At 57.5% G+C, this 21,282-nt stretch carries 21 protein-coding genes and 1 riboswitch; of the genes, 11 read left to right on the top strand and 10 right to left on the bottom strand.

All coding sequences use genetic code 11. The features are described 5' to 3' along the window. Positions 1–29: 29 nt before the first annotated feature. From K3556_RS12675 to cmk, 6 genes are all read left to right on the top strand, one after another. Positions 30–932 (top strand): hemolysin family protein, encoded by a 903-nt coding sequence (locus K3556_RS12675; RefSeq protein WP_260517138.1) that lies wholly within the window; start codon positions 30–32, stop codon positions 930–932. 28 nt (positions 933–960) lie between these two features. Continuing rightward, complete coding sequence (gene lnt, locus K3556_RS12670; protein WP_260517137.1) at positions 961–2,451, top strand: apolipoprotein N-acyltransferase; 1,491 nt, start codon at positions 961–963, stop codon at positions 2,449–2,451. Between the two features lie 33 nt (positions 2,452–2,484). Continuing rightward, a riboswitch (SAM-SAH riboswitch) is annotated at positions 2,485–2,534 on the top strand. A gap of 5 nt (positions 2,535–2,539) precedes the next feature. Continuing rightward, complete coding sequence (metK, locus tag K3556_RS12665) at positions 2,540–3,706, top strand: methionine adenosyltransferase (RefSeq protein ID WP_260517136.1); 1,167 nt, start codon at positions 2,540–2,542, stop codon at positions 3,704–3,706. 81 nt (positions 3,707–3,787) lie between these two features. Beyond that, positions 3,788–4,516, top strand: a complete 729-nt coding sequence (locus K3556_RS12660; protein WP_260517135.1) for a tRNA (guanine(46)-N(7))-methyltransferase TrmB — start codon at positions 3,788–3,790, stop codon at positions 4,514–4,516. A gap of 132 nt (positions 4,517–4,648) precedes the next feature. Continuing rightward, on the top strand, positions 4,649–6,001 hold the full coding sequence (aroA, locus tag K3556_RS12655; RefSeq protein WP_260517134.1) for a 3-phosphoshikimate 1-carboxyvinyltransferase: 1,353 nt from the start codon (positions 4,649–4,651) through the stop codon (positions 5,999–6,001). After that, a complete protein-coding gene (cmk, locus tag K3556_RS12650; protein ID WP_260517133.1) occupies positions 5,998–6,606 on the top strand; it encodes a (d)CMP kinase in 609 nt (202 codons plus the stop codon). Before aroA ends, cmk begins: the two co-directional genes overlap by 4 nt. Here cmk and K3556_RS12645 read toward each other — a convergent pair. Next, complete coding sequence (locus tag K3556_RS12645) at positions 6,591–7,517, bottom strand: prenyltransferase/squalene oxidase repeat-containing protein (RefSeq protein WP_260517132.1); 927 nt, start codon at positions 7,515–7,517, stop codon at positions 6,591–6,593. The two genes, cmk and K3556_RS12645, sit on opposite strands and share 16 nt — an antisense overlap. A gap of 266 nt (positions 7,518–7,783) precedes the next feature. Between K3556_RS12645 and rpsA the strand changes: the two genes are divergently transcribed. The 5 genes from rpsA to trpB all read left to right on the top strand — a co-directional run bounded on the left by rpsA (position 7,784) and on the right by trpB (position 12,281). Further along, entirely contained in the window at positions 7,784–9,445 is a 1,662-nt protein-coding gene (gene rpsA / locus K3556_RS12640; RefSeq protein ID WP_260519254.1) for a 30S ribosomal protein S1, read from the top strand. Positions 9,446–9,724: 279 nt separating this feature from the next. Further along, positions 9,725–10,006, top strand: a complete 282-nt coding sequence (gene ihfB, locus K3556_RS12635) for an integration host factor subunit beta (protein WP_091428481.1) — start codon at positions 9,725–9,727, stop codon at positions 10,004–10,006. 9 nt (positions 10,007–10,015) lie between these two features. Next, positions 10,016–10,369, top strand: a complete 354-nt coding sequence (locus tag K3556_RS12630; RefSeq protein WP_260517131.1) for a lipopolysaccharide assembly LapA domain-containing protein — start codon at positions 10,016–10,018, stop codon at positions 10,367–10,369. A gap of 6 nt (positions 10,370–10,375) precedes the next feature. Then, positions 10,376–11,020, top strand: coding sequence for a phosphoribosylanthranilate isomerase (locus K3556_RS12625; protein WP_260517130.1), 645 nt, complete (start codon positions 10,376–10,378; stop codon positions 11,018–11,020). Positions 11,021–11,033: 13 nt separating this feature from the next. After that, a complete protein-coding gene (gene trpB / locus K3556_RS12620) occupies positions 11,034–12,281 on the top strand; it encodes a tryptophan synthase subunit beta (protein ID WP_260517129.1) in 1,248 nt (415 codons plus the stop codon). Between the two features lie 7 nt (positions 12,282–12,288). Here trpB and K3556_RS12615 read toward each other — a convergent pair whose 3' ends face one another. The 9 genes from K3556_RS12615 to K3556_RS12575 form a co-directional block, all read right to left on the bottom strand. Continuing rightward, the gene (locus K3556_RS12615; protein ID WP_260517128.1) at positions 12,289–13,455 is read right to left on the bottom strand and encodes a serine hydrolase; all 1,167 of its coding nucleotides are present in this window, start codon (positions 13,453–13,455) and stop codon (positions 12,289–12,291) included. A gap of 20 nt (positions 13,456–13,475) precedes the next feature. Further along, on the bottom strand, positions 13,476–14,498 hold the full coding sequence (locus tag K3556_RS12610) for a DUF2332 domain-containing protein (RefSeq protein ID WP_260517127.1): 1,023 nt from the start codon (positions 14,496–14,498) through the stop codon (positions 13,476–13,478). Continuing rightward, positions 14,495–15,187: an aminoacyl-tRNA hydrolase gene (gene pth, locus K3556_RS12605; RefSeq protein WP_260517126.1), complete on the bottom strand. Its 693-nt coding sequence runs from the start codon at positions 15,185–15,187 to the stop codon at positions 14,495–14,497. Before pth ends, K3556_RS12610 begins: the two co-directional genes overlap by 4 nt. A 183-nt stretch (positions 15,188–15,370) precedes the next feature. Beyond that, on the bottom strand, positions 15,371–16,027 hold the full coding sequence (locus K3556_RS12600; RefSeq protein ID WP_260517125.1) for a 50S ribosomal protein L25/general stress protein Ctc: 657 nt from the start codon (positions 16,025–16,027) through the stop codon (positions 15,371–15,373). 102 nt (positions 16,028–16,129) lie between these two features. Further along, a complete protein-coding gene (locus tag K3556_RS12595; RefSeq protein WP_260517124.1) occupies positions 16,130–16,537 on the bottom strand; it encodes a hypothetical protein in 408 nt (135 codons plus the stop codon). Further along, positions 16,534–17,628, bottom strand: a complete 1,095-nt coding sequence (locus tag K3556_RS12590; RefSeq protein WP_260517123.1) for a flagellar biosynthesis protein FlhB — start codon at positions 17,626–17,628, stop codon at positions 16,534–16,536. Before K3556_RS12590 ends, K3556_RS12595 begins: the two co-directional genes overlap by 4 nt. Then, a complete protein-coding gene (locus tag K3556_RS12585) occupies positions 17,628–18,401 on the bottom strand; it encodes a flagellar biosynthetic protein FliR (protein WP_260517122.1) in 774 nt (257 codons plus the stop codon). The genes K3556_RS12590 and K3556_RS12585 overlap by 1 nt, the downstream gene beginning before the upstream one ends. Continuing rightward, positions 18,398–20,479 carry a flagellar biosynthesis protein FlhA gene (gene flhA / locus K3556_RS12580; RefSeq protein WP_260517121.1) on the bottom strand — a complete coding sequence of 694 codons (2,082 nt, stop codon included), beginning with the start codon at positions 20,477–20,479 and terminating at the stop codon, positions 18,398–18,400. Before flhA ends, K3556_RS12585 begins: the two co-directional genes overlap by 4 nt. Beyond that, complete coding sequence (locus K3556_RS12575; protein ID WP_260517120.1) at positions 20,479–21,282, bottom strand: lytic transglycosylase domain-containing protein; 804 nt, start codon at positions 21,280–21,282, stop codon at positions 20,479–20,481. Before K3556_RS12575 ends, flhA begins: the two co-directional genes overlap by 1 nt.

Below are 21,282 nucleotides of genomic sequence, written 5' to 3'. Positions count from 1 at the left end.
CAATTTTGCGCCATTGTGGAAAAGGAAAGATGGGCGACACCGAAGACGGGTCTACTGACGCAGCGCAAAGCGCGCCGATAGAGGCCGAAAGTAGCAGGACCGGCTTTTTCGGTCGTATTGTCGGGGTGTTAAGCCCCACGGATACGACCAACGAGCTTCCTCAAGATGCTCCTGCAGCGACGAGCGGAATATCCACTTTCGTAACGCCGGGCATGATGAACCTGCGACGCATGCGCGTCGAAGACGTCATGGTCCCCAAGGCTGAAATCATTTCTGCCCCGGTAGACATCGAAAAAGACGGCTTGGTTGCTTTGTTTCGCGAAACAGGGCTGACACGTGTGCCGATCTTTGACGGCACGCTCGATACGCCAATCGGGCTTGTGCATCTGAAAGACCTTGCTCTGAACTATGGGTTCAACGGCAATGCAGGCGTTAAGATGCCGCCCTTCGCATTGCGTGATCTGGTGCGTCCGCTCTTGTATGCGCCGCCGTCTATGCCAATCGGTGTTCTTCTCCAAAAGATGCAGACCGAGCGTATACACATGGCGCTGGTTATTGATGAATATGGTGGTGTTGACGGGCTTGTGACCATCGAGGACCTGATCGAACAGGTGATCGGCGAGATCGAGGACGAGCACGACCTTGAAGAAGGCGCATTGTGGATCGAAGAAAAGCCGGGCTGCTATCTGGCCGAGGCTAAAGCTCCACTGGACGAATTTGAGGCGGAGATCGGTATATCGCTGTGTGGCGACGAAATCGACGATGAAGAGGTCGACACACTTGGCGGACTTGTTTTCGTATTGTTGGGGCACGTGCCGGCGCGTGGTGAAGTGATTTCGCACCCTGCGGGTCCCGAAATCGAAGTGGTCGATGCCGACCCGCGCCGGATCAAGCGCCTTCGGGTTCGGATCCCTCCAAAACCTAATGATTAAAAGCGGTCGTGCGGCTGGGTTCTGGCCTGTGCTTACCACACTTGTGGCGGGCACGGTGGCTGCACTGGGTCATGCGCCGTTTGACTGGCCGATCTTTACGCTGATCGGCCTTGCGGCTGCCATCTATGTTGTTTTGCAGGCAGACCGACCGCGTCAAGCCGGGTGGCGGGCTTGGGGGCTGGGCGTGGGCTATTTCGGCGTTACGTTGTCATGGCTTGTTGAACCCTTCTTTGTCGATGCGCCGCGCCACGGCTGGATGGCGCCTTTCGCGCTATTTTTCATGGCGGCGGGCCTTGCGCTTTTGTGGGGCATAGCAACTTACGTCGCACACCGCATCGCGCGACCGTCGGTGCGATGGCTCGCGATTGCGCTGGCCATGACCGGGGCGGAGTTGGTTCGGGGCTGGCTGTTTACCGGTTTTCCTTGGGGCAATCCCGGCCATGTTTGGATCGAAACACCTTTCGCGCAACTGTCTGCTTATATTGGGGCTAGTGGGCTTGGTGGGCTGACTTTGCTCTTGTCCGCACTGGGTGCACATTTGGCATCGCAAAGGAGGGGCTCGCGTCAACAAATGGCCCATGCCGCCCTCTTTCTGGCAATCGGTGGCGTTGCTTTGACTGGCGGGCTCTATCGGGGCGGTCAACCTCTGCCGCCCGACCGGGACGTCACGGTACGGCTCGTGCAACCCAACGCGCTCCAACACCTGAAATGGGATCGGCGCCATGCGTTTGATTTTGTCAGACGCCAAGTGGATTTCACGGCTGCCGACCCAATGCCCGGCCAGCCCCGGCCCGATCTGGTGATCTGGCCCGAAACGGCCGTTCCAACTTTGCTCGAATGGGCAGATGATGTGCGCGACGCGATTGCGGATGCGGCGCAAGGCGTGCCAGTGCTGTTTGGCGTGCAGCGCGGTGATGAGCTGCAATACTACAACAGCCTTGCGTTGATCGGCCCAGATGGTCAGGTGCAGTCTACCTATGACAAGCACCATCTGGTGCCATTTGGTGAATATATCCCGCTTGGCAATTGGTTGGAACGTTTCGGCATAAGCGCTTTCGCATCACAAGCCGGAAACGGTTATTCGGCCGGACCGGGCGCGCGAGTTCTGGACACGGGCGCTGCGGGTCTGGCCCTTCCGCTGATCTGTTATGAAGCTGTGTTCCCCCGCGACATTCGTGCGGCACCAACGCGTGCTGACTGGATCCTTCATGCCACCAACGACGCATGGTTTGGCGACTACTCGATGCCCTTTCAGCATCTGGCCCAAGCTCGTTTTCGGGCCATCGAATTTGGCCTTCCCGTTATTCGGGTTGCCAACACAGGCATATCCGCGGTGGTCGATCCGCGTGGCGCATTACGTGCGTCGATGTCGCTTGGTGAAGCCGGATATCTGGATGCAGCGCTGCCAAGCGCCGCCCCGCCCACGCCCTATGCTCGCTTTGGGGACCTGCCATTGGGTCTTCTGATTACTGTTGCATTGTGCACCCTGTTTGTCCGTCGGACCCCAAAAGCACGTTGACCACAAACGGTTTGACATGTAACGCCAAGACATATCCCGCCACAACGGCTTCCTGACGTGGTTTGGGCTTTAAAATCGGAGCACTTTCATGACTCGTAAGAACCACGTATTTACTTCGGAATCCGTTTCTGAAGGACACCCTGACAAGGTCTGCGACCGCATTTCTGATGCTGTCCTTGATGCTTTCCTGTCCGAAGATCCTCAGTCTCGTGTTGCCTGCGAAACCTTTGCCACCACCGACCGTGTTGTGATCGGCGGCGAGGTGCGCGGCCCGGCCAGCGTTATCCAACGCGTTGAAGACATCGCGCGAGAATGTGTGAAAGACATCGGCTATGAACAGGAAGGCTTCCACTGGGCCAATCTGAAAGTCGACAGCTTTTTGCACGCCCAATCCGCCGACATCGCCCAAGGCGTGGATGCGGCCGAGAATAAAGACGAAGGCGCGGGTGATCAGGGGATCATGTTTGGCTATGCCACCGTCGAGACCGACGCGTTGATGCCAGCCCCCCTGCAATACAGCCATGCCATTTTGCGCCGTCTGGCAGAGGTGCGCAAAGATGGCACCGAAGGCTGGATGGGCCCTGACGCAAAATCGCAGCTGTCCGTTCGCTATGAAAATGACCTGCCGGTTGAAGTCACATCGCTCGTGCTGTCAACACAGCATCTGGACGCGGCCATGACGCCGGACGACGTGCGCGAACGCGTGGCCCCATATTTCCATGAGGTGCTGCCGGATGGGTGGCTGACAGACGACACTGTTTGGCACGTGAACCCAACTGGTAAGTTTGTGATTGGCGGCCCCGATGGGGACGCAGGCCTGACCGGCCGCAAGATCATCGTGGATACTTATGGCGGCGCCGCGCCGCATGGCGGCGGTGCGTTCTCGGGGAAAGATCCCACCAAGGTTGATCGTTCAGCTGCCTATGCCGCGCGCTACTTGGCGAAGAACATTGTCGCCTCGGGTATGGCGAAACGCTGCACATTGCAGTTGTCATATGCGATCGGGGTGGCGCATCCCTTGTCAATTCTGGTCGACACCCACCGCACGGGCGAAGTGGACGAGTCCGACATCGAAAAAGCAATTGGGCAGGTTATGGACCTGACGCCGCGTGGTATTCGCGAGCATCTCCAACTGAACCGGCCGATATTTGAGCGGACCGCCGCATATGGTCATTTCGGCCGGGCACCAGACGCAGAAGGTGGCTTCAGCTGGGAAAAAACAGATCTGGTCGATGCGCTGAAAAAGGCTGTCTAAGGTCGTTTGCATCCACAAACCTCACAAGAAGGGCGGGTCGTCACTTGACGCACCCGCCCTTTGCACGGCATAGGCGCGGCCATGACACAAGATGACACGCCCCAGAACAAACATGCCTCCGGTGCGCCGTGGCGCAATTTCTATGGCCGTCTCAAAGGCAAACACCTGCGCGACAGCCAGCAGGGGTATCTCGAGGAAGACCTCGCGGCCCTCAGCCCCGGCGCTGTGGATTGGGAAGCAAACCCAGATCGCACCCAGATCGACCTTGTGGCGCTGTTCGACGGTAAACCGGTCTGGCTGGAAACCGGCTTTGGTGGCGGTGAACATATGGTGCACCAAGCTGCCAACAACCCAGATGTCGGCATCATCGGGTGCGAGCCCTACATCAACGGCGTTGCCATGTTGCTGGGCAAGATCCGCACCGCAGGGTGCGAAAATGTTGCAGTGCACCCGGGTGATGTGCGCGACCTGTTTGACGTGCTACCGGACCAGTCCATCGACAAAGCATTCCTGCTTTATCCAGACCCCTGGCCCAAGAAAAAGCACCATCGCCGCCGGTTCGTGACACCAGAATACCTTGATCCCTTTCATCGCGTTCTAAAACCGGGGGCCGCGTTCCGCGTTGCGACCGATATCCCAGATTACGTGCGCCAGACACTGGAAGAAGTGCCGCGGGCCGGATTTGAATGGTTGGGCAACCGTGCCACAGACTGGCGCACCCCATGGGACGATTGGATATCGACGCGCTATGAACAGAAAGCCTTGCGCGAAGGCCGAACGCCCCACTACCTGACATTTCGGCGTCTCTGACCACCCAAACTCGCTTCTTCTGGCCGGAAATATCCTGGGGTGAGGCCGTAGGCCGAGGGGCAACGCCCCTTTCACTCTGGCCTCGCTCAGATGTCTGCGCTATCAGAAATCGCAGATTACAGGAGAACTCCAATGTCCGGACACGGCCCCGCCATCCCCATGACCTCGCGCAAATGCGGCCCTCTGAAAGGCGAGGCGCGGGTGCCCGGCGACAAGTCGATCAGCCACCGGTCGCTGATCCTTGGCGCAATGGCTGTGGGCGAAACCCATATTACCGGGTTGCTGGAAGGCGAGGACGTGATTGGCACAGCCAACGCCATGCGTGCCTTCGGCGCTGACGTAGAGCGTCTGGGTGACGGCGAATGGCGGGTGAACGGCGTGGGGGTTGGCGGCTTTGCCGAACCTGAAGACGTGATTGATTGCGGCAATGCGGGAACAGGGGTGCGCCTAATCATGGGCGCGATGGCGACCCAGCCGATCACTGCGACCTTCACCGGCGATGCCTCGCTTCGGTCGCGCCCGATGGGCCGGGTGACCGACCCGATCGCGTTGTTTGGCGCGCAAAGTTTCGGTCGCGAAGGCGGGCGGCTTCCGATGACCATCGTCGGTGCGCGCACGCCTGTGGCGGTGCGCTATACGACGCCTATGGCCTCGGCGCAGGTGAAATCAGCGGTGCTGCTGGCGGGCTTGAACGTGCCCGGTAAGACGGTGGTGATCGAAAAAGAGGCCACCCGCGATCATACTGAACGCATGCTTGCAGGTTTTGGCGCAGAGATCAGCGTCGAACAGACCGACGAAGGCCATGTGATCACCCTGACGGGTCAACCGGAACTGAAGCCGCAAACCATTGCGGTGCCGCGGGACCCAAGCTCTGCCGCCTTTCCGGTCTGTGCTGCGTTGATCGTGCCGGGATCGGACGTGCTGGTCCCAAATATCGGCCTGAACCCGACTCGTGCTGGGCTATTTAATACGTTGCAGGATATGGGCGCTGATCTGACGTTTGAAAACGAGCGTCTTGAAGGCGGCGAACCTGTCGCAGACCTGCGGGCCCGGTATTCCCCCAACATGAAAGGGATCGTCGTCCCACCCGAGCGGGCCGCGAGCATGATTGATGAATACCCGATCCTGTCGGTTGTCGCCTCGTTCGCGTCGGGCACAACCAACATGCCGGGTGTGCACGAATTGCGGGTAAAGGAAAGCGACCGGATAGATGCGATGGCCAAGGGACTGCGTGCTGCCGGTGTCACCGTCGAAGAGGGTGAGGATTGGTGGTCCGTGGACGGATTGGGCCCCGAAGGTGTGCCTGGTGGTGCAACCGTCGCCACAGTACTCGACCACCGCATAGCCATGAGCTTTGCCTGTCTTGGCATGGCATCGAAAAAGCCCATCCATCTGGATGATGGCGGCCCCATCGCCACCAGCTTCCCGGTGTTTGAACCTTTGATGGCGGGGCTGGGTGCGCAAATTGTCAGATCGAACTTATGACGGTTTTCACTGTAGCAATCGACGGACCAGCCGCCGCTGGTAAAGGCACAATTTCCAAAGCTGTTGCCGCTCATTTTGGGTTTGCGCATCTTGATACCGGACTTTTGTATCGGGCGGTTGGGGCCAAGGTTTTGTCGGGTGGTGATCCGGTTGCCGCCGCGAAAAATCTAACGCCAGCAGACTTGCAAGGTGACCTGCGCACCCCTGACATTGCGCAAGCCGCCAGCCGCGTGGCTGTTTTGCCTGATGTGCGGGCTGCTTTGGTGCAGTTCCAGCATGACTTCGCCCTACGTGACGGGGGGGCTGTTCTGGATGGGCGGGATATCGGAACCGTTGTCTGTCCAACTGCCGAGGTGAAACTTTTCGTGACGGCCAGCGCTGAAGTCCGCGCGGAGCGGCGGTTTCTGGAGCTGTCATCTAAAGGTCACAGCGATACGCGTGATCAGGTTCTGGCTGATGTCATCGCGCGCGACAAACGCGACAGTGAGCGCGCAGAAGCCCCTTTGAAGCCAGCTGATGATGCCGTAATCATCGACACTTCTGAGATGTCGATTGATCAGGCGGTGGCCAGCGCCATATTAGCCGTGGATCAGGTGAGGGGATAAGCGTCCAGCACACGCAGGGCGATCAACGTGTTCCACCGTCCCGGTTCCCGCGGCGGTTCCATCTCGAACACTGTTTTGCCTGCAACTTTGGGTCCGCGCGGCCACCGGCCGTCCGGCCTGCGTTGGGTGACCAGCTTGTCCAAGGCGTCGGTCATCGCGGGGTCAAACGGCTGGCCCGTCGCACGGAAGTGGTCCAACGCGCGCAAGGTGTTGTAATACCATCGGGCAGGCGTGCGCAGCTTCAGGAAATCCGCGTTGATGATCTTTCCTGTTCGTTCGGAACGGAAGAACTGATGCCGAAGGATGAAACTCCGTGCCTCTGTTGCGATCTGATTCAATTCGTCTTTTCGGTAGGCGTAGCCACAAGCCTCGAAACTGTGCAGCCCTTCCAGCACCGACAGCGTCGAATGCAAAGATGAGTGTTTGCAACCAGAGCGGTTGATCTGGCAGTTGAATCCACCATCGGGCAATTGAACCGAAATCAGGAAATCAACGAAGCTCTGAAGTGACGCCTCGGGCGCTGCAAAATAGCTACCGATGTTCAGGAACATGCCAGTCACACACGTGTCGCTTAACTTGTCATCTGAAGAAATAGCGAACCCACCGTCATGCGACACGTGTCGCACGGCAATATCGTGCACCAAGGCTGCGACTTCTGGGTGATCTTGTGGGAACGCCATGTTTACCAGATCGAGCAACACATAATGTGTACAGGCCCACTTTGGCCCATAGTAACGATCACCCCAGCCACCAGTCGCGTTGCGAGCATCCAGAAAAGCTTTGCCCCACCCATTGGTCGCAATACGCGCCTGAAGTTCGGGGCGGGTTCTGTGTAGAAGATCGCGCATCGTCTGAAATGCGATTGCAGAATCCCCTGCCATGAGCCAGCTAATGATCTCTCCTCGGTTCATTACGTCAGCATAAGTGCGACGCGCGGCGCTGCCATGATATGCATCAGTCCTTGCTTTTTTGACAGAATCCACGTAATCCCCGCCCTTGTTGACAAGGTGAAAACACCGCGACTGAAGAAATATGAGCAGGGTCGGACATGCCGGCCCTCTTTGTTTTGTGGTTAACTTGTTGACCAAATTGGACAATCCAAGACCTGCGGAGACAACCGCACGGCCCGAATAACGACTTGTAAAGGAATAAATCGCATATGTGCGCTAAAGCAACGATGGAGGAATTCGAAGCCCTCCTGAACGAAAGCTTCGAAATGGACACACCCGAAGAGGGTTCTGTCGTCAAAGGTAAGGTCATCGCCATCGAGGCCGGCCAAGCGATCATCGACGTAGGCTACAAAATGGAAGGCCGCGTCGACATCAAAGAATTCGCAAATCCTGGTGAAGCTCCTGAAATCGCTGTTGGCGACGAAGTGGAAGTCTTCCTGCGTTCCGCAGAGAACGCCCGTGGCGAAGCTGTTATCTCGCGTGAGATGGCCCGCCGCGAAGAAGCATGGGATCGTCTGGAAAAAGCATACGCAGACGAAGAGCGCGTCGAAGGCGCAATCTTCGGTCGCGTCAAAGGCGGCTTTACGGTCGATCTGGGCGGCGCTGTTGCGTTCCTGCCCGGCAGCCAAGTTGACGTGCGCCCCGTGCGTGACGCTGGCCCGCTGATGGGTCTGAAGCAACCGTTCCAGATCCTGAAAATGGACCGCCGCCGTGGCAACATCGTTGTGTCGCGTCGTGCAATTCTGGAAGAATCGCGTGCCGAACAGCGTGCTGAAGTCATCGGCAACCTGACCGAAGGCCAAGCGGTTGACGGCGTCGTCAAAAACATCACCGAATACGGTGCGTTTGTTGACCTCGGCGGCGTAGACGGCCTGCTGCACGTCACCGACATGGCATGGCGCCGTGTGAACCATCCTTCCGAGATCCTGACGATCGGCGAAACCATCAAGGTTCAAGTCATCAAGATCAACAAAGAAACCCACCGCATCTCGCTTGGTATGAAACAGCTGCAAGACGATCCATGGGATCTGGTTGCTGGCAAGTACCCGCTGGAAAGCACACACACTGGCCGCGTGACCAACATCACCGATTACGGTGCGTTTGTTGAGCTGGAGCCGGGCGTTGAAGGTCTGGTGCACGTTTCTGAAATGTCGTGGACCAAGAAGAACGTTCACCCAGGTAAAATCGTGTCGACCTCGCAAGAAGTCGAAGTCATGGTTCTGGAAATCGACAGCGCCAAACGCCGCGTATCGCTTGGTCTTAAGCAGACCATGCGCAACCCATGGGAAGTGTTTGCAGAAACCCACCCCGAGGGCACCGAGGTCGAAGGCGAAGTCAAGAACATCACCGAATTCGGTCTGTTCATTGGCCTCGAAGGCGAAATCGACGGCATGGTTCACCTCAGCGATATCAGCTGGGACCAGCGCGGCGAAGAAGCCATCCAGGACTTCAAGAAAGGCGACATCGTCAAAGCTGTTGTCTCGGAAGTTGATACCGACAAAGAGCGTATCTCGCTGTCGATCAAAGCCTTGGACGGCGACCCCTTTGCAGACGCCATTGGCGGCGTGAAGCGCGGTTCGATCATCACTGTTGAAGTGACCTCGATCGAAGAGGGTGGCATCGAAGTCGAGTATGAAGGCATGAAATCCTTCATCCGTCGCTCTGACCTGTCGCGTGACCGTGCCGAGCAGCGCCCAGAGCGTTTCCAGGTTGGTGACAAGATGGACGTTCGCGTGACCAATGTGGATGCGAAATCCCGCCGCCTTGGTCTGTCGATCAAAGCCCGCGAGATTGCCGAAGAAAAAGAAGCCGTCGCACAATACGGTTCCTCGGATTCGGGTGCATCGCTGGGCGACATTCTTGGCGCAGCGCTGAAGCAGGACGACTAAGTCCCGCACCTTCGAAAACGCGAACGGCCCCGTGCGATGTGCGGGGCCGTTTTGCTTCGAATCAACAGTCTTTGCTGCGCTGCAACAAAGACGTGAGTTTTGGCGTTAACCAATTTGCCGCTGCGGCATCTGCCCGAAATTCGCAAAAAAATGGCGAGATTCACGCCAAAATTACACCCTGAATGCGGCAATGCTTGTATCTCGCGCGGCTGTTTGCTCCTATAGTCAGACAGAATAAGGATGCAAAATCCATTACATAGCCAATTTGGGGGGACCAGAATGATCCGGTCGGAATTGATCCAGAAGATCGCGGATGAAAACCCGCACCTATATCAGCGCGACGTGGAGCGCATCGTGAACACGATCTTCGAAGAGATTATAGAAGCAATGGCCAAGGGAGACCGGGTCGAACTGCGCGGCTTTGGCGCATTTTCTGTCAAGAAACGAGATGCTCGTATTGGGCGTAATCCCCGGACGGGTGAGTCGGTCGAGGTTGAAGAAAAGCATGTGCCATTCTTCAAGACCGGCAAACTTCTTCGGGACCGTTTGAACGGCAAGTAAGAGGTATCTATGCGATACATCCGTTACGCATTTCTGGTGACCCTTGCGGTCGCCCTGATCACAGTCGCTTTGGCAAATCGCGACACCGTCACCGTCCACCTGCTGCCGCAGGAGCTATCGGGCTTTCTGGGCTGGAGCTGGTCGCTGACCTTGCCATTGTTTGTGGTGATCTTCGCTGGCGTGATCGCTGGCGTTCTGATCGGCTTCATCTGGGAATGGTTCCGGGAACACAAGATCCGGGCCGAGGGCGCGCGCCACCGCAAAGAACGCGATCAATTGGCGCGAGAGGTTAAGACTCTTCGTGATCAACCCAAGGCGCGCACCGGAGACGATGTGTTGGCTTTGATCGACGACGCTCGTTAATCGCCCATGGGCACCACAGTCAAAATCTGCGGGCTGAAAGAGCCCCGCCATGTGATGGCGGCATCCAATGCGGGCGCACGCTATCTTGGTTTCGTCTTCTTTCCGAAAAGCCCGCGTCATGTCAGCCTGCTTGATGCGGCGGCGTTGATGGTCGATGTGCCAATCGGCATTGCGAAAGTCGCGCTAACGGTCAATGCCGATGACGCGACCTTGGACCAGATCGTTCGTGAGACCACCGTCGATATGCTTCAACTACACGGATCGGAAAGCCCCCGGCGGGTGGCCGAAGTCAAAGCCCGGTTTGGCCTGCCGGTTATGAAGGCAATCGGTATTGCCGGGCCGGACGATGTCGCCCAGATTGATCTTTACGCGCCGGTCGCGGATCAATTGTTGATAGATGCAAAAGCACCCAAGGGCGCTGATCTGCCCGGGGGCAATGGGATCACCTTCGACTGGCGACTGGTGCAACGGAAATATTGGCCTTGCCCGTGGATGTTGGCCGGTGGTTTGACACCGGAGAACGTCGCCGAAGCGGCCCGTTTAACTGGCGCAAAACAAGTGGATGTGTCGTCAGGGGTTGAAACTGCGCCGGGGATCAAGGATGAGAGACTGATCGCGGCCTTTTGTGCCGCCGCACAGGCTGCCGCATAGGGGGAGTGAGCCCATGGCCAACGATCTTTTCAACAGCTTCATGAACGGCCCGGACGAGAAGGGCCGGTTTGGTGATTTCGGCGGGCGTTTCGTGTCCGAAACCCTGATGCCGCTGATCCTCGACCTTGAAGCCGAGTATGAGAAAGCCAAGACCGACGATAGTTTCTGGGCCGAGATGCAATACCTCTGGACCCATTATGTCGGTCGGCCCAGCCCGCTTTATTTCGCCGAAACCCTGACCGAGCGTTTGGGGGGTGCGAAGATCTATCTGAAACGCGACGAGTTGAACCACACCGGCGCGCATAAGATCAACAACGTGTTGGGTCAGATTTTGTTGGCTCGCCGGATGGGCAAGAAGCGGATTATTGCGGAAACCGGGGCAGGACAGCACGGCGTTGCCACGGCGACGGTCTGCGCCAAGTTCGGTCTGAAATGTATCGTCTATATGGGCGCCCATGACGTTCAGCGGCAGGCGCCGAACGTGTTCCGCATGCGTCTTCTGGGGGCCGAGGTGATCCCTGTCAGCTCGGGTCGCGGCACGCTGAAAGACGCGATGAACGACGCGCTGCGCGACTGGGTGACAAACGTGTCAGACACGTTCTATTGCATCGGTACTGCAGCCGGTCCGCACCCTTATCCGGCGATGGTGCGCGACTTCCAGTCGATCATTGGCAAAGAAGCGAAAGAACAGATGCAAGCCGCCGAGGGCCGGCTGCCTGACACGATCATCGCCGCCATCGGTGGTGGCTCAAACGCCATTGGACTTTTCTATCCGTTCCTTGACGACGACAGCGTGCGCATTATCGGCGTGGAAGCTGGCGGCAAAGGCGTCAACGATAACATGGAGCATTGCGCCTCGCTGACTGGTGGACGCCCCGGCGTTCTGCATGGCAACCGCACCTTCCTGCTGCAAGATGATGATGGTCAGATCCTTGACGGATACTCGATCTCGGCGGGACTGGATTATCCCGGCATCGGGCCGGAGCATTCCTGGTTGCACGAAATCGGCCGCGCCGAATATGTCGCGATTACTGACAAGGAAGCTCTGGATGCGTTCCAGCTGTGTTGCGAGACAGAAGGGATTATCCCGGCGCTGGAACCCTGTCATGCATTGGCGCATGTCGCCAAGATCGCGCCAGACCTGCCGAAGGACCACATCATCTGTATGAACATGTGCGGACGTGGCGACAAGGATATCTATACCGTCGCCAAATATCTGGGTTTCGACATGTCAGACACGGAAGGTCGCAGCGCCAACTGACACAGGCTTAATCCATTGACGCGGCGATCGCGCGGAACATGGCGATGTTGGTGTCATTGATACCGTCTTCGCGGAACCCGCGATCTGCCCCGTTGGTGGCAATTACGACACCACGTGCACTGTCGATAAAGATATATTGGCCATAGATGCCGCGAGCGAAATATTCACCTTCGGGCGCGTCGGGCGCCATCCACCATTGATAGCCATATTTCTGCTCGCCGCTGGCCGTTGGGGCTGACGGTGTGGTGGATGCGGCCACCCAATCTGCGGGCACGATCTGGGTGCCATTCCAAGTGCCACCCTGCAGGAACATCTGTCCAAAACGGGCATAGTCACGGGCGCGCAGGTTCAGGCCCCCCAAGACAAACGCCGCGCCGTGGCCGTCGGTGATATAGAGGGGGTCGGCCTCGAACCCCATCGGTTGCACGATGTAGCGTTCCAGCAAGTCCGGAATGGTTTGCCCGGTTGCGCCCCGGATCACCATCCCGACGATATGCGTGTCGATCGAGACATATTTCCAAGTCTCGCCCGGGGCGGCAAAAGTTACGCTTAGACCGGCGGCAAAATCATCCATCGACTGGCCCAAGGCCAACACACGGCCCATGCGGTTGATATCTGAATTGAAGTCCAGATAATCCTCGTTGAAGACGACACCGGATGACATGTTCAGCACATTGCGGAGGGTCGCCCCTTCATAAGCGCTGCCTTTAAGTTCGGGCACATATCGCTCCACCGGATCGTCCAGCGATGCAATTGCACCTTGTTCCAAGACGATACCCGTCAGCGCAGACAGAAAACTTTTGGCGACCGACCAACTGATCCGGCGATCCTCGGGCGACGTGCCAAGGTGATAGCTTTCATGACGGACCTCGCCGTCTTTCAGGACGACCAGCGCAGTCACGGCACGGTCGGTGATCCAGTCTTGCGCACCTTCCGGCAGCGTGATCGGCGCGCCAACGGGCAGGGGGCTAACCTCGCCTGTGCCACGTGACATGGCTTTCGTCAGGAACGCACGTTCCATGTTCGAAAAGTTGTGAACGATCTTTTCCTCTGAAAACAAGGAGTTCACGGCCAGCAATCTGCCGACCTCTTCGCGTTTCCAAATCGCGGCGACGATGGCCAACAAAAGAATGACCAGCAGAATCTGCGCCAGTCGCTTCAGGATGATACGCATGAGGACCCTCGGTTTTTTGGCTAAGGTGCCGTCCAATGCACCCATCGTCCATGAAAATCGACACGACCAAGCGTCAACTTTTCACCTTCGGGCCAGAGCGTCAGCGACAAGGCTGCGCCTTCGCTGAGCCGCTCGTCCGCCTCCATCGACAGATGCGCTACCGGTCCCTTTCGCGAGGCATCACGAATGGCTGCTGCACAACGGGACTGGGTTTCCGGCGGGAAATATTGCCATGCGATGGTGTGATAGACCAATGTCAGATGATCAGGCACCGTCGATTGAAGCTGACTTTCCAGCCAAGCAGCGGCATCGCCGGCATCGACTTGCGCATCCAGAATGTCGATGACAGCCCGTGTGCGTGCCAGTCGTTCCGGCTGATCGGCCCAAAGGTAAGAAATCAGACGCAACGCATCTTCCGGATCATTTGCGTTCATCGGCATCAGATCGACGCCGCGTCTTGCGGTAATAGATGGCCTTTCGCCGGTGGGCAGATCGCCGCGCCAGTCAGGTGTCAGGGTGATCACCGGATCAGGCGCACCGATCTGTCCATCAGGCAATGCCAGCGCGAAGCGGTCCCACATCAGGTTCAACCCGGCGCTTGCCCCCAGTTCATACATTTGTATCGGCAATTCATATCGCGCAGCCAACCAGTGGCCTGCGGCGACCAGAACAGCGGCGCGCCGCACTTCGTTTGTTTGCGGGGGATTGTCGAGCCACCGGTCAAGGCTGCCCGCGTGGTCGTGCAGTGCGACTTTGATCGCAGACCACAGGGCGTCGTCGTCGGGCGCGGGGTTTGGTGGATAGACCGAGGCGAGTTCCGGGCATTTGCCGGTCAAAACCAGTGCATGCAGGCCTGCCAAGAACCGCAAGGGCAGCGAATGTCCGCGCGGTCCAATATCCCCCGGCCAATCAAACATGCGATCGGAAAGCGGCGTGCCGGGCTGCAACCCGTCAGCCAGCAGGTCCAGAACACGGGCCGTGAACGGAGAGCCCAACTGACGGTTGCTTTCCGCCTGATGGCTGAGTGCAGCGCGCAGGGTCAAGTAAACTTGTCCATCAGTTTCTGCAGCGGGCTACGCGTATCTTCGGGTGTCGCCGGTTTCTCAGGTGCTGGCGTCGCGGAGGGGGTCGGCTCTGGTTTGGGTTGCGTGGCGGAGGAGCGGGGCGGGTTCACGCGCCGTCCGATGGCGTTCATGAATTTTCCACTGTCGCCTTCAGCCAAGTCGACAGCCCCATCCGAACAGCCACGCAAAACATCCTCAAGCCAATCTTGGTCGGCCTTGGCAAAGTCGCGTAACACGTAGGATGAAACCGCATTTTTGTTGCCCGGATGGCCGATGCCCAAACGCACGCGGGCATAGTCTGGCCCAATATGGGCATGAAGCGAGCGCAAACCGTTATGTCCCGCGTGCCCCCCGGCCTGTTTGACGCGGCATTTGCCCGGCGCAAGGTCCAGTTCATCGTGGAATACAGTGATGTCGTCAGGGGTCAGTTTGTAAAACCGCATCGCTTCACCCACCGACTGGCCAGACAGGTTCATGAATGTCTCGGGTTTAAGAAGTATAACCTTCTCGCGGCCCAACCGCCCTTCGGTCACGGCACCCTGAAACTTGCCCCGCCACGGAGCAAAGCCATGATCTTTTGCGATTCGGTCAAGCGCCATAAACCCGATATTGTGGCGGTTCCCCGCATATTTCGGGCCGGGATTGCCCAAGCCTACGAACAACTTCATGGTCTGACCTTTCGCGCATTCACTCTCTGCCGGATGGGATGGCATTTCACGTAAATTAGTGGGCGCTGGCGGGTGTTGCAATCAATGGCTGGTACGCTGGCCCGAAACCAATCTGAATAAGAAGCTATAACAAAAAAAAACGGGCCCCGATGGGGCCCGCTTTCCGTCACCAAAACGGTGCTCTTATTCTTCAGACTTCATTTCAGTCGCTTCGACTTCGTCTGGTGCGACCTCTTCTGTCTCTTCTTCTTCGTCATCCGCAGAACGCAGCGAGCTTGGAGCCGAGATGTTGGCGATTACGAAATCACGGTCAACGGTGACTTTTGCACCTTTCGGCAGATCCACATCCGAGATGTGAATGACATCGCCGACTTCGCGGCCAGTCAGGTCGACAACGATCTGCTCAGGGATCTCACCGGCAAGAACGTTCAGTTCGACTTCTGGGCGAACAACGGTCAGCACGCCACCTTTTTTCAGGCCGGGTGCTTCTTCTTCGTTGGCGAACTCAACGTGAATGAACAGGCTGATCCGCGTGTTGCGGTGCAGGCGCATCAGGTCAAGATGGGTCGGAAGGTCCTTCACGACGTCACGCTGAACGTTGCGGCAGATGACGCGGAAGTCATCGTGGCCGTCTACTTTCAGGTTCCAAAGTGTCGAAAGGAAACGGCCAGCTTTCAGCTTTTTCAGCAGGTCGTTGAAGGGGATGTTGATCGGCAGCGGGTCTTCACCACCACCATACACGATACCCGGTACCAAGCCTTCGCGGCGAGCTTGACGAGCGGCCCCCTTGCCTGTCCCCGTCCGTACCGTGGCGTCAAGATCAGGAATCTGTTTTGCCATGGAAATTCTCCAGTTTGTTGATGCGGGAATCCTCCAAGGGTGTAAGCCCCGCAGTTGAAGCCGTGCCTATAGACCGGTGGGGGTCAAAAGGAAAGAGGTTTCTTACCTCTGATCGTTTGCCGCATCGTGTTCCAACCGCTTCCGCGCGGCGATCCGTTTCTCGGCTTTGTATTTCTTTAACAAGGCATCGGTTGCAGACTTCCGGCCAAAGGCGCGTTTGGCCGATAAGACAAAACTCTCGCGTTCAGCCCGTTCGCGGGCCAGTTCTGCATTGAGCGCCGCCAGTTCCCGCTCTGCCCAGCGCTGCCAAGTGTCGTAATGCCCGCTGGTCAGCGACAGCGACAAGCCGTCGTCGCCCTCAGCGGTGGGGGTCGCGTAAAGCCGCGCGCGCAGCTGTGCAATTTGGTCTTCCAGGGTCAGGATCATGCGATTGTGACGCGATAGGTTGGACATGGCAGCCTCGTGTTGCATTGCAGCCAACGCGCGCAAATCGGTGAGCGGGTTGCTCATGTGTTCGCCTCGAACATGCCGCGCGCGCGTTTGCGCATCTTCTCGGCGAAGCGGATCGCGGCAGCGACAGCCTTGTACTGGTCCTGTGGTATCTCGTCACCAATCTCGACCGTAGCGAAAAGGGCGCGTGCTGTCGGCGGGTCGCTGTGAATAGGAACACCGTTTTCGTTGGCCACCTCGCGGATTCGCCCGGCGATTTTGTCCACGCCTTTCGCAACACAGATCGGCGCCGCACCGGGCATGCGGGACCATTTCAAAGCCACCGCATAATGTGTGGGGTTCACGACAATCACGTCGGCTTCTGGAACGTCGGCCAGCATCTGGTTCATCGCGATGTCATAGCCCTTTTGCCGACGCTGGGCTTTCATATGCGGATCACCTTCGTTCTGCTTCATTTCGTCCATCAGGTCCTTGTGGGACATGCGGTTTTTCCGCAGATGTTCATGATGTTGCCAGAAATAGTCGATGCCGCCGATGATGAGTGCAACCAACAGAACAAGGGCGAAAAATTCGACACACAGGTCCAGCAAGACAACAGTCGTCATTCCTGCGCTCAACGACATGGTTGCAAGCATTTCCGGAAGGTTCATCCAGATGAAAACACCCAGCACAAGCGCATAGATTGTCAATTTCACAAAGCTTTTCGCAAATTCAAACAAACCTGACCGGCCAAACTTGTTCTTGGCGTTTGAGATCAAGGACAACCGGTTCAGTTTCGGTTGCAGTTTTTCCGGCGCGACGACGAAACTGCGCGTGGCAATCGTTAGAAGCAGAACGGCCAAAGCGGGCGCAAATAGCCAAGGCGCTACATGTTGACCAATGCCCGTCAGAAGAGACGCGGTGAAGGGGGCGCCACCATGAAAGATGGCCTCAGAAATCTGGTCTGATCGCGCAAGGGATCCAGCAAGAAGTGCGCCCAGACCTTTCAGGCTTGCAGACCCGATAGACGTCGCGACGAGCAAGAGGGCCAGATAAGAGATTGCCGTGTTCAGGTCAGCAGAGCGCGCGACCTCGCCCCGCCGCCGGGCGTCATCCAGTTTCTTTTGTGTTGGCTCATGTTGTTTGCTGTCGTAGTCTTCCGTGTCCGACATCACCAACCTCCGAACGGATTGGCCAAAGTTACCTCAAGCGCCGCTTGCCAGACCGGCAGCAATAAGGGGGCCGTCAGAAGCAGCAGAATTAAGCCGCCCGCAGTGATCGCGGGTGCGCCGACAAATGCGACCATCAGTTGGGGCATGGCCCGGTTGATGACCCCAAGTGCCACGTTGTAGAGTAATGAAACGATGACGAAGGGTGCCGCCAGCGCGAAGGCCAGCGAAAAAGCCCCGGCCACCTGCGCGATGCCCCAATCCGAGAAGGCCTGTGCCTCTGGCAACTGACCCACAGGAAAAACGCGATAGGTCAGGATCAGACCTTCTGCCAGCTTGACGTGTAGACCCAGCATCACGGCCAATGCGAGCCCCGCCACCAGCAGAACATGCCCGATGGCGGGCTGCGGGTCGGCGTTCGCCCCACCCATCAGTTGGGCCAGCGACGTTGATTGGGCCGCAATGCTGCCTGCAACCTGTAGCGCCATGATCAAGAGACGGATGGCAATACCAAACCCCAGCCCGATCACCGGTTCAGAGATATAGAGCAGTCCAAGATTGGGCAGCAGCGTGGCAACCGAGACTTCGGGGGCGACAACAGGGGCGACGATCACCGTAAACGCAAATGCCAGAAACAATCGCACACGCGCCGGCACGGATCTCTCGCCGAATGCTGGCAGAACCGCCATTGCCGCGCCGACCCGCAAAAAGACAACCATGCCGAACTGCAACAGGTTTTGCGTCAGGTCGGATATTTGTGCCAGCGCGTCGATCATGCCGGGATCATCCCGACCAGTGAGGGTTTGGCCTCTGTCCCGATTTCCTCAAATGACAGCACAGGGTTTGCGATACCCTTGGCGGACAGAACCGTTTTCAGAAAACGCCGTCGCCGCGATGATGTGACGACAGCGGGGTATATACCACTTTCGCCAGCGCGGGCGATTTTGTCGGCAACGGAATTTGCCAGCCTGTTAAATTCCTCGGGCGGCAAAGCGACGTCACCGCCGCGATCGCCATCAAGCTGATGCGTTTGAAAGGTTGCTTCCCATTCCGGGGCAAGCTGGACCAACGGCACAGTGCCATCCTCTCGTTTTAATTCTGCGATCAATTGAAAGCCAAGTCGCTGTCGAACGTATTCGCAGATCGCATCTGGCAAAGTGAACATTGGCCGGGCCTCGGCTATACTTTCAATAATCAAGGGTAAGTTGCGGATCGAGACACGTTCCTCCAGCAGCAATCGAAGGACGGCATGCAACAGGTCCAGCGGCACTCGTTCCGGGACAAGTTCATCCAGCATTCGGCGGTTGGCTTCGGCGCGTGGAGCGTCTGAAAGATTGACGAATTCATCCAGAAGGCGGCGCAGCGCCTTGAAACCAAGAAGACGTGGGAAGTTGCGCTTCATCACCTCAAGAAGGTGGGTCGCAAGGACTTCTGTGGGCGCGATGACCGCGCACCCCGACAGGGCGGCCTCCTCTTGCGCGTCGTCACTGATCCAGCGGGCAGGAGCGCCGTAAACAGGTTCTTTGATGTCTTCGCCATCCGGCAGGTTATCGTCACCGCCTGACAAGATGACCAACGCGCAGTCCGTTCGCAAGATATTGCGTGCCTGCTCGACGCCCTGAATTTTAATGGCGTAGGTGCCCTGCGGGAGCGTGCTGTTGTCGGTTAGTCGGATTTCGGGAAGGATCAACCCAAACGACCCCGCAATATGGTTTCGAATGCTCGCAATACGCGCGTCCAGCCCTGTGGCTGGATCCAAGACCATTGCCACCAGGTCAGGTGCAAACTCGACGTGTATGTCGTCAAGATCTAGGATGTCGCCGAGGCTTTCTTTCTGCGGCAACTTGTCGATTTCGACCAGTTCGGCGTCGGCTTCTTGCGCTTTCAACATCTGCACCTGACGCCCTTTCCAAGACGCAGCCCCCAGTGCAATCGCGCCTAAAATGAACGGGACAAACGGCAACCCTGGAACCAAACCAAAAAGGGCCATCAGGACAGCCACCGTCGCCAATGCCGAAGGGTATTTGCCAAGCTGTGAGAAAAGCGCCAGATCCGTCGACCCCGACGTGCCACCCCGCGCCAGTAAAAGCGCTGACGCGATGGATATCACCACCGCGGGTATCTGCGTGACCAACCCGTCACCGACAGTTAAAATCGCGTAAGTTTGGAAAGCGTGGGCGATCTCCATGTCATGCACGACCACACCGATGACCAACCCCATCACAAGGTTCAGAAAGGTGATCAAAAGACCCGCGATAGCGTCGCCTTTAACGAATTTCGACGCACCATCAAGCGAGCCGAAAAATGTGGTTTCAGCTTGCTCTTTCTCGCGGCGCGCTTTGGCCTCTGTGTGATCGATCGCGCCCGCTGACATGTCACTGTCGATGGCTAGTTGCTTGCCGGGCATACCGTCCAACGCGAACCGGGCGCCGACTTCGGCCATCCTAGCCGCGCCTTTGGTGATCACGATGAAATTCACAATCAAGAGCACGCAAAACACGACAAGGCCTAGTAAAATACTGCCACCCATCACAAAACTGGCGAAGCCTTCGATGACACTGCCTGCGGCAGACGTGCCGGTATGACCCTGTCCGATGATCAGTTTGGTTGACGATACGTTTAAAGACAGACGCAGCATCAAAGAGGCAAGCAATACCGTCGGAAAGGCTGAGAAATCCAATGGCCGTTCGATGAACAGCGTCACTGTGAACATCAGGATTGCCAACGCGAATGACGCGGCAAGACCTACATCCAATACCCAAGCGGGCATTGGCAGGATCATCATGACGATGATCGCCATCAGTGCCAGCGCAAGCAGGATGGTCGGGTGAAAAATATCCTTGAGTGCAGGCATTACCACATACTCCTGGGCGGGGCGGCCAACATTGAGCCAAGGCCAGCGGCGGCTGTTTGTGGAACCAGCGAACCAAGCTGAGTTTGGCCGTCGCTTTGCGTGAGGAGGGGAAACCTGTTCTCTCGCGGTTCAACCCTCGCGGACACCCGCGTTCTTGTCGGTGATCGTCCAATGCCGTCTGGACGAAGGGGGTCGGCCGCAAGATCGTCCAGTACAAGAAACCTCGCTCGGTTTTCAGAGAATCTTTTTTTGTAGCCTGCAGCAAGGGTTGGCGTGAGGGAATGGAATGCACCGGCGGCGGCAGTCCAATCCCCAAATTCCTGAAATAAATCCGTTAGAAAACGAGCGGCGTAGAGCGCGTTTTGCTCCGGTTCGAACATTTCTTCCAGCGAGGTGAAATGCTGGTGATGCCATTTGTAATTGATCTGGAAACAGCCAATGTCGAAGCTGCGCGCACCGTTTTTGAAATGTCGGTAGACATAGGTTTTTGCATCCTGGAGCGTGTCAAACCAAGCGCTGACACCCTCCATATTTACTGTCCAGGGCCAAGACCGCTGCTCGCCCGCAAATTTTCGTCCGGTCTCGGTCAATGAAACGGCCTTCAAGACAGAAACGGGTACGCCAGTCTGTGCAGCGGCGACCTCAGCCGAGCGTTCACAGACTTCTGTGTAGCTTGGCCCGCTTAATGCCAGTGAGGCCGCAGCGCTGTTAACCAGAAATAGGCAACAAAAGGTTAGACAGAGCATCGTCATTTGCAGCGCTGACTGGCGTGGTTCGCCGCCGGAGAGATTGTCGTTGGCCAT

It is taken from the genome of Aliiroseovarius sp. M344, from assembly GCF_025140835.1.
Taxonomy (GTDB): Bacteria; Pseudomonadota; Alphaproteobacteria; order Rhodobacterales; family Rhodobacteraceae; genus Aliiroseovarius.
Note: the sequence above shows the minus strand (reverse complement) of the source record. Positions and strands in the feature narration are given on the sequence as shown.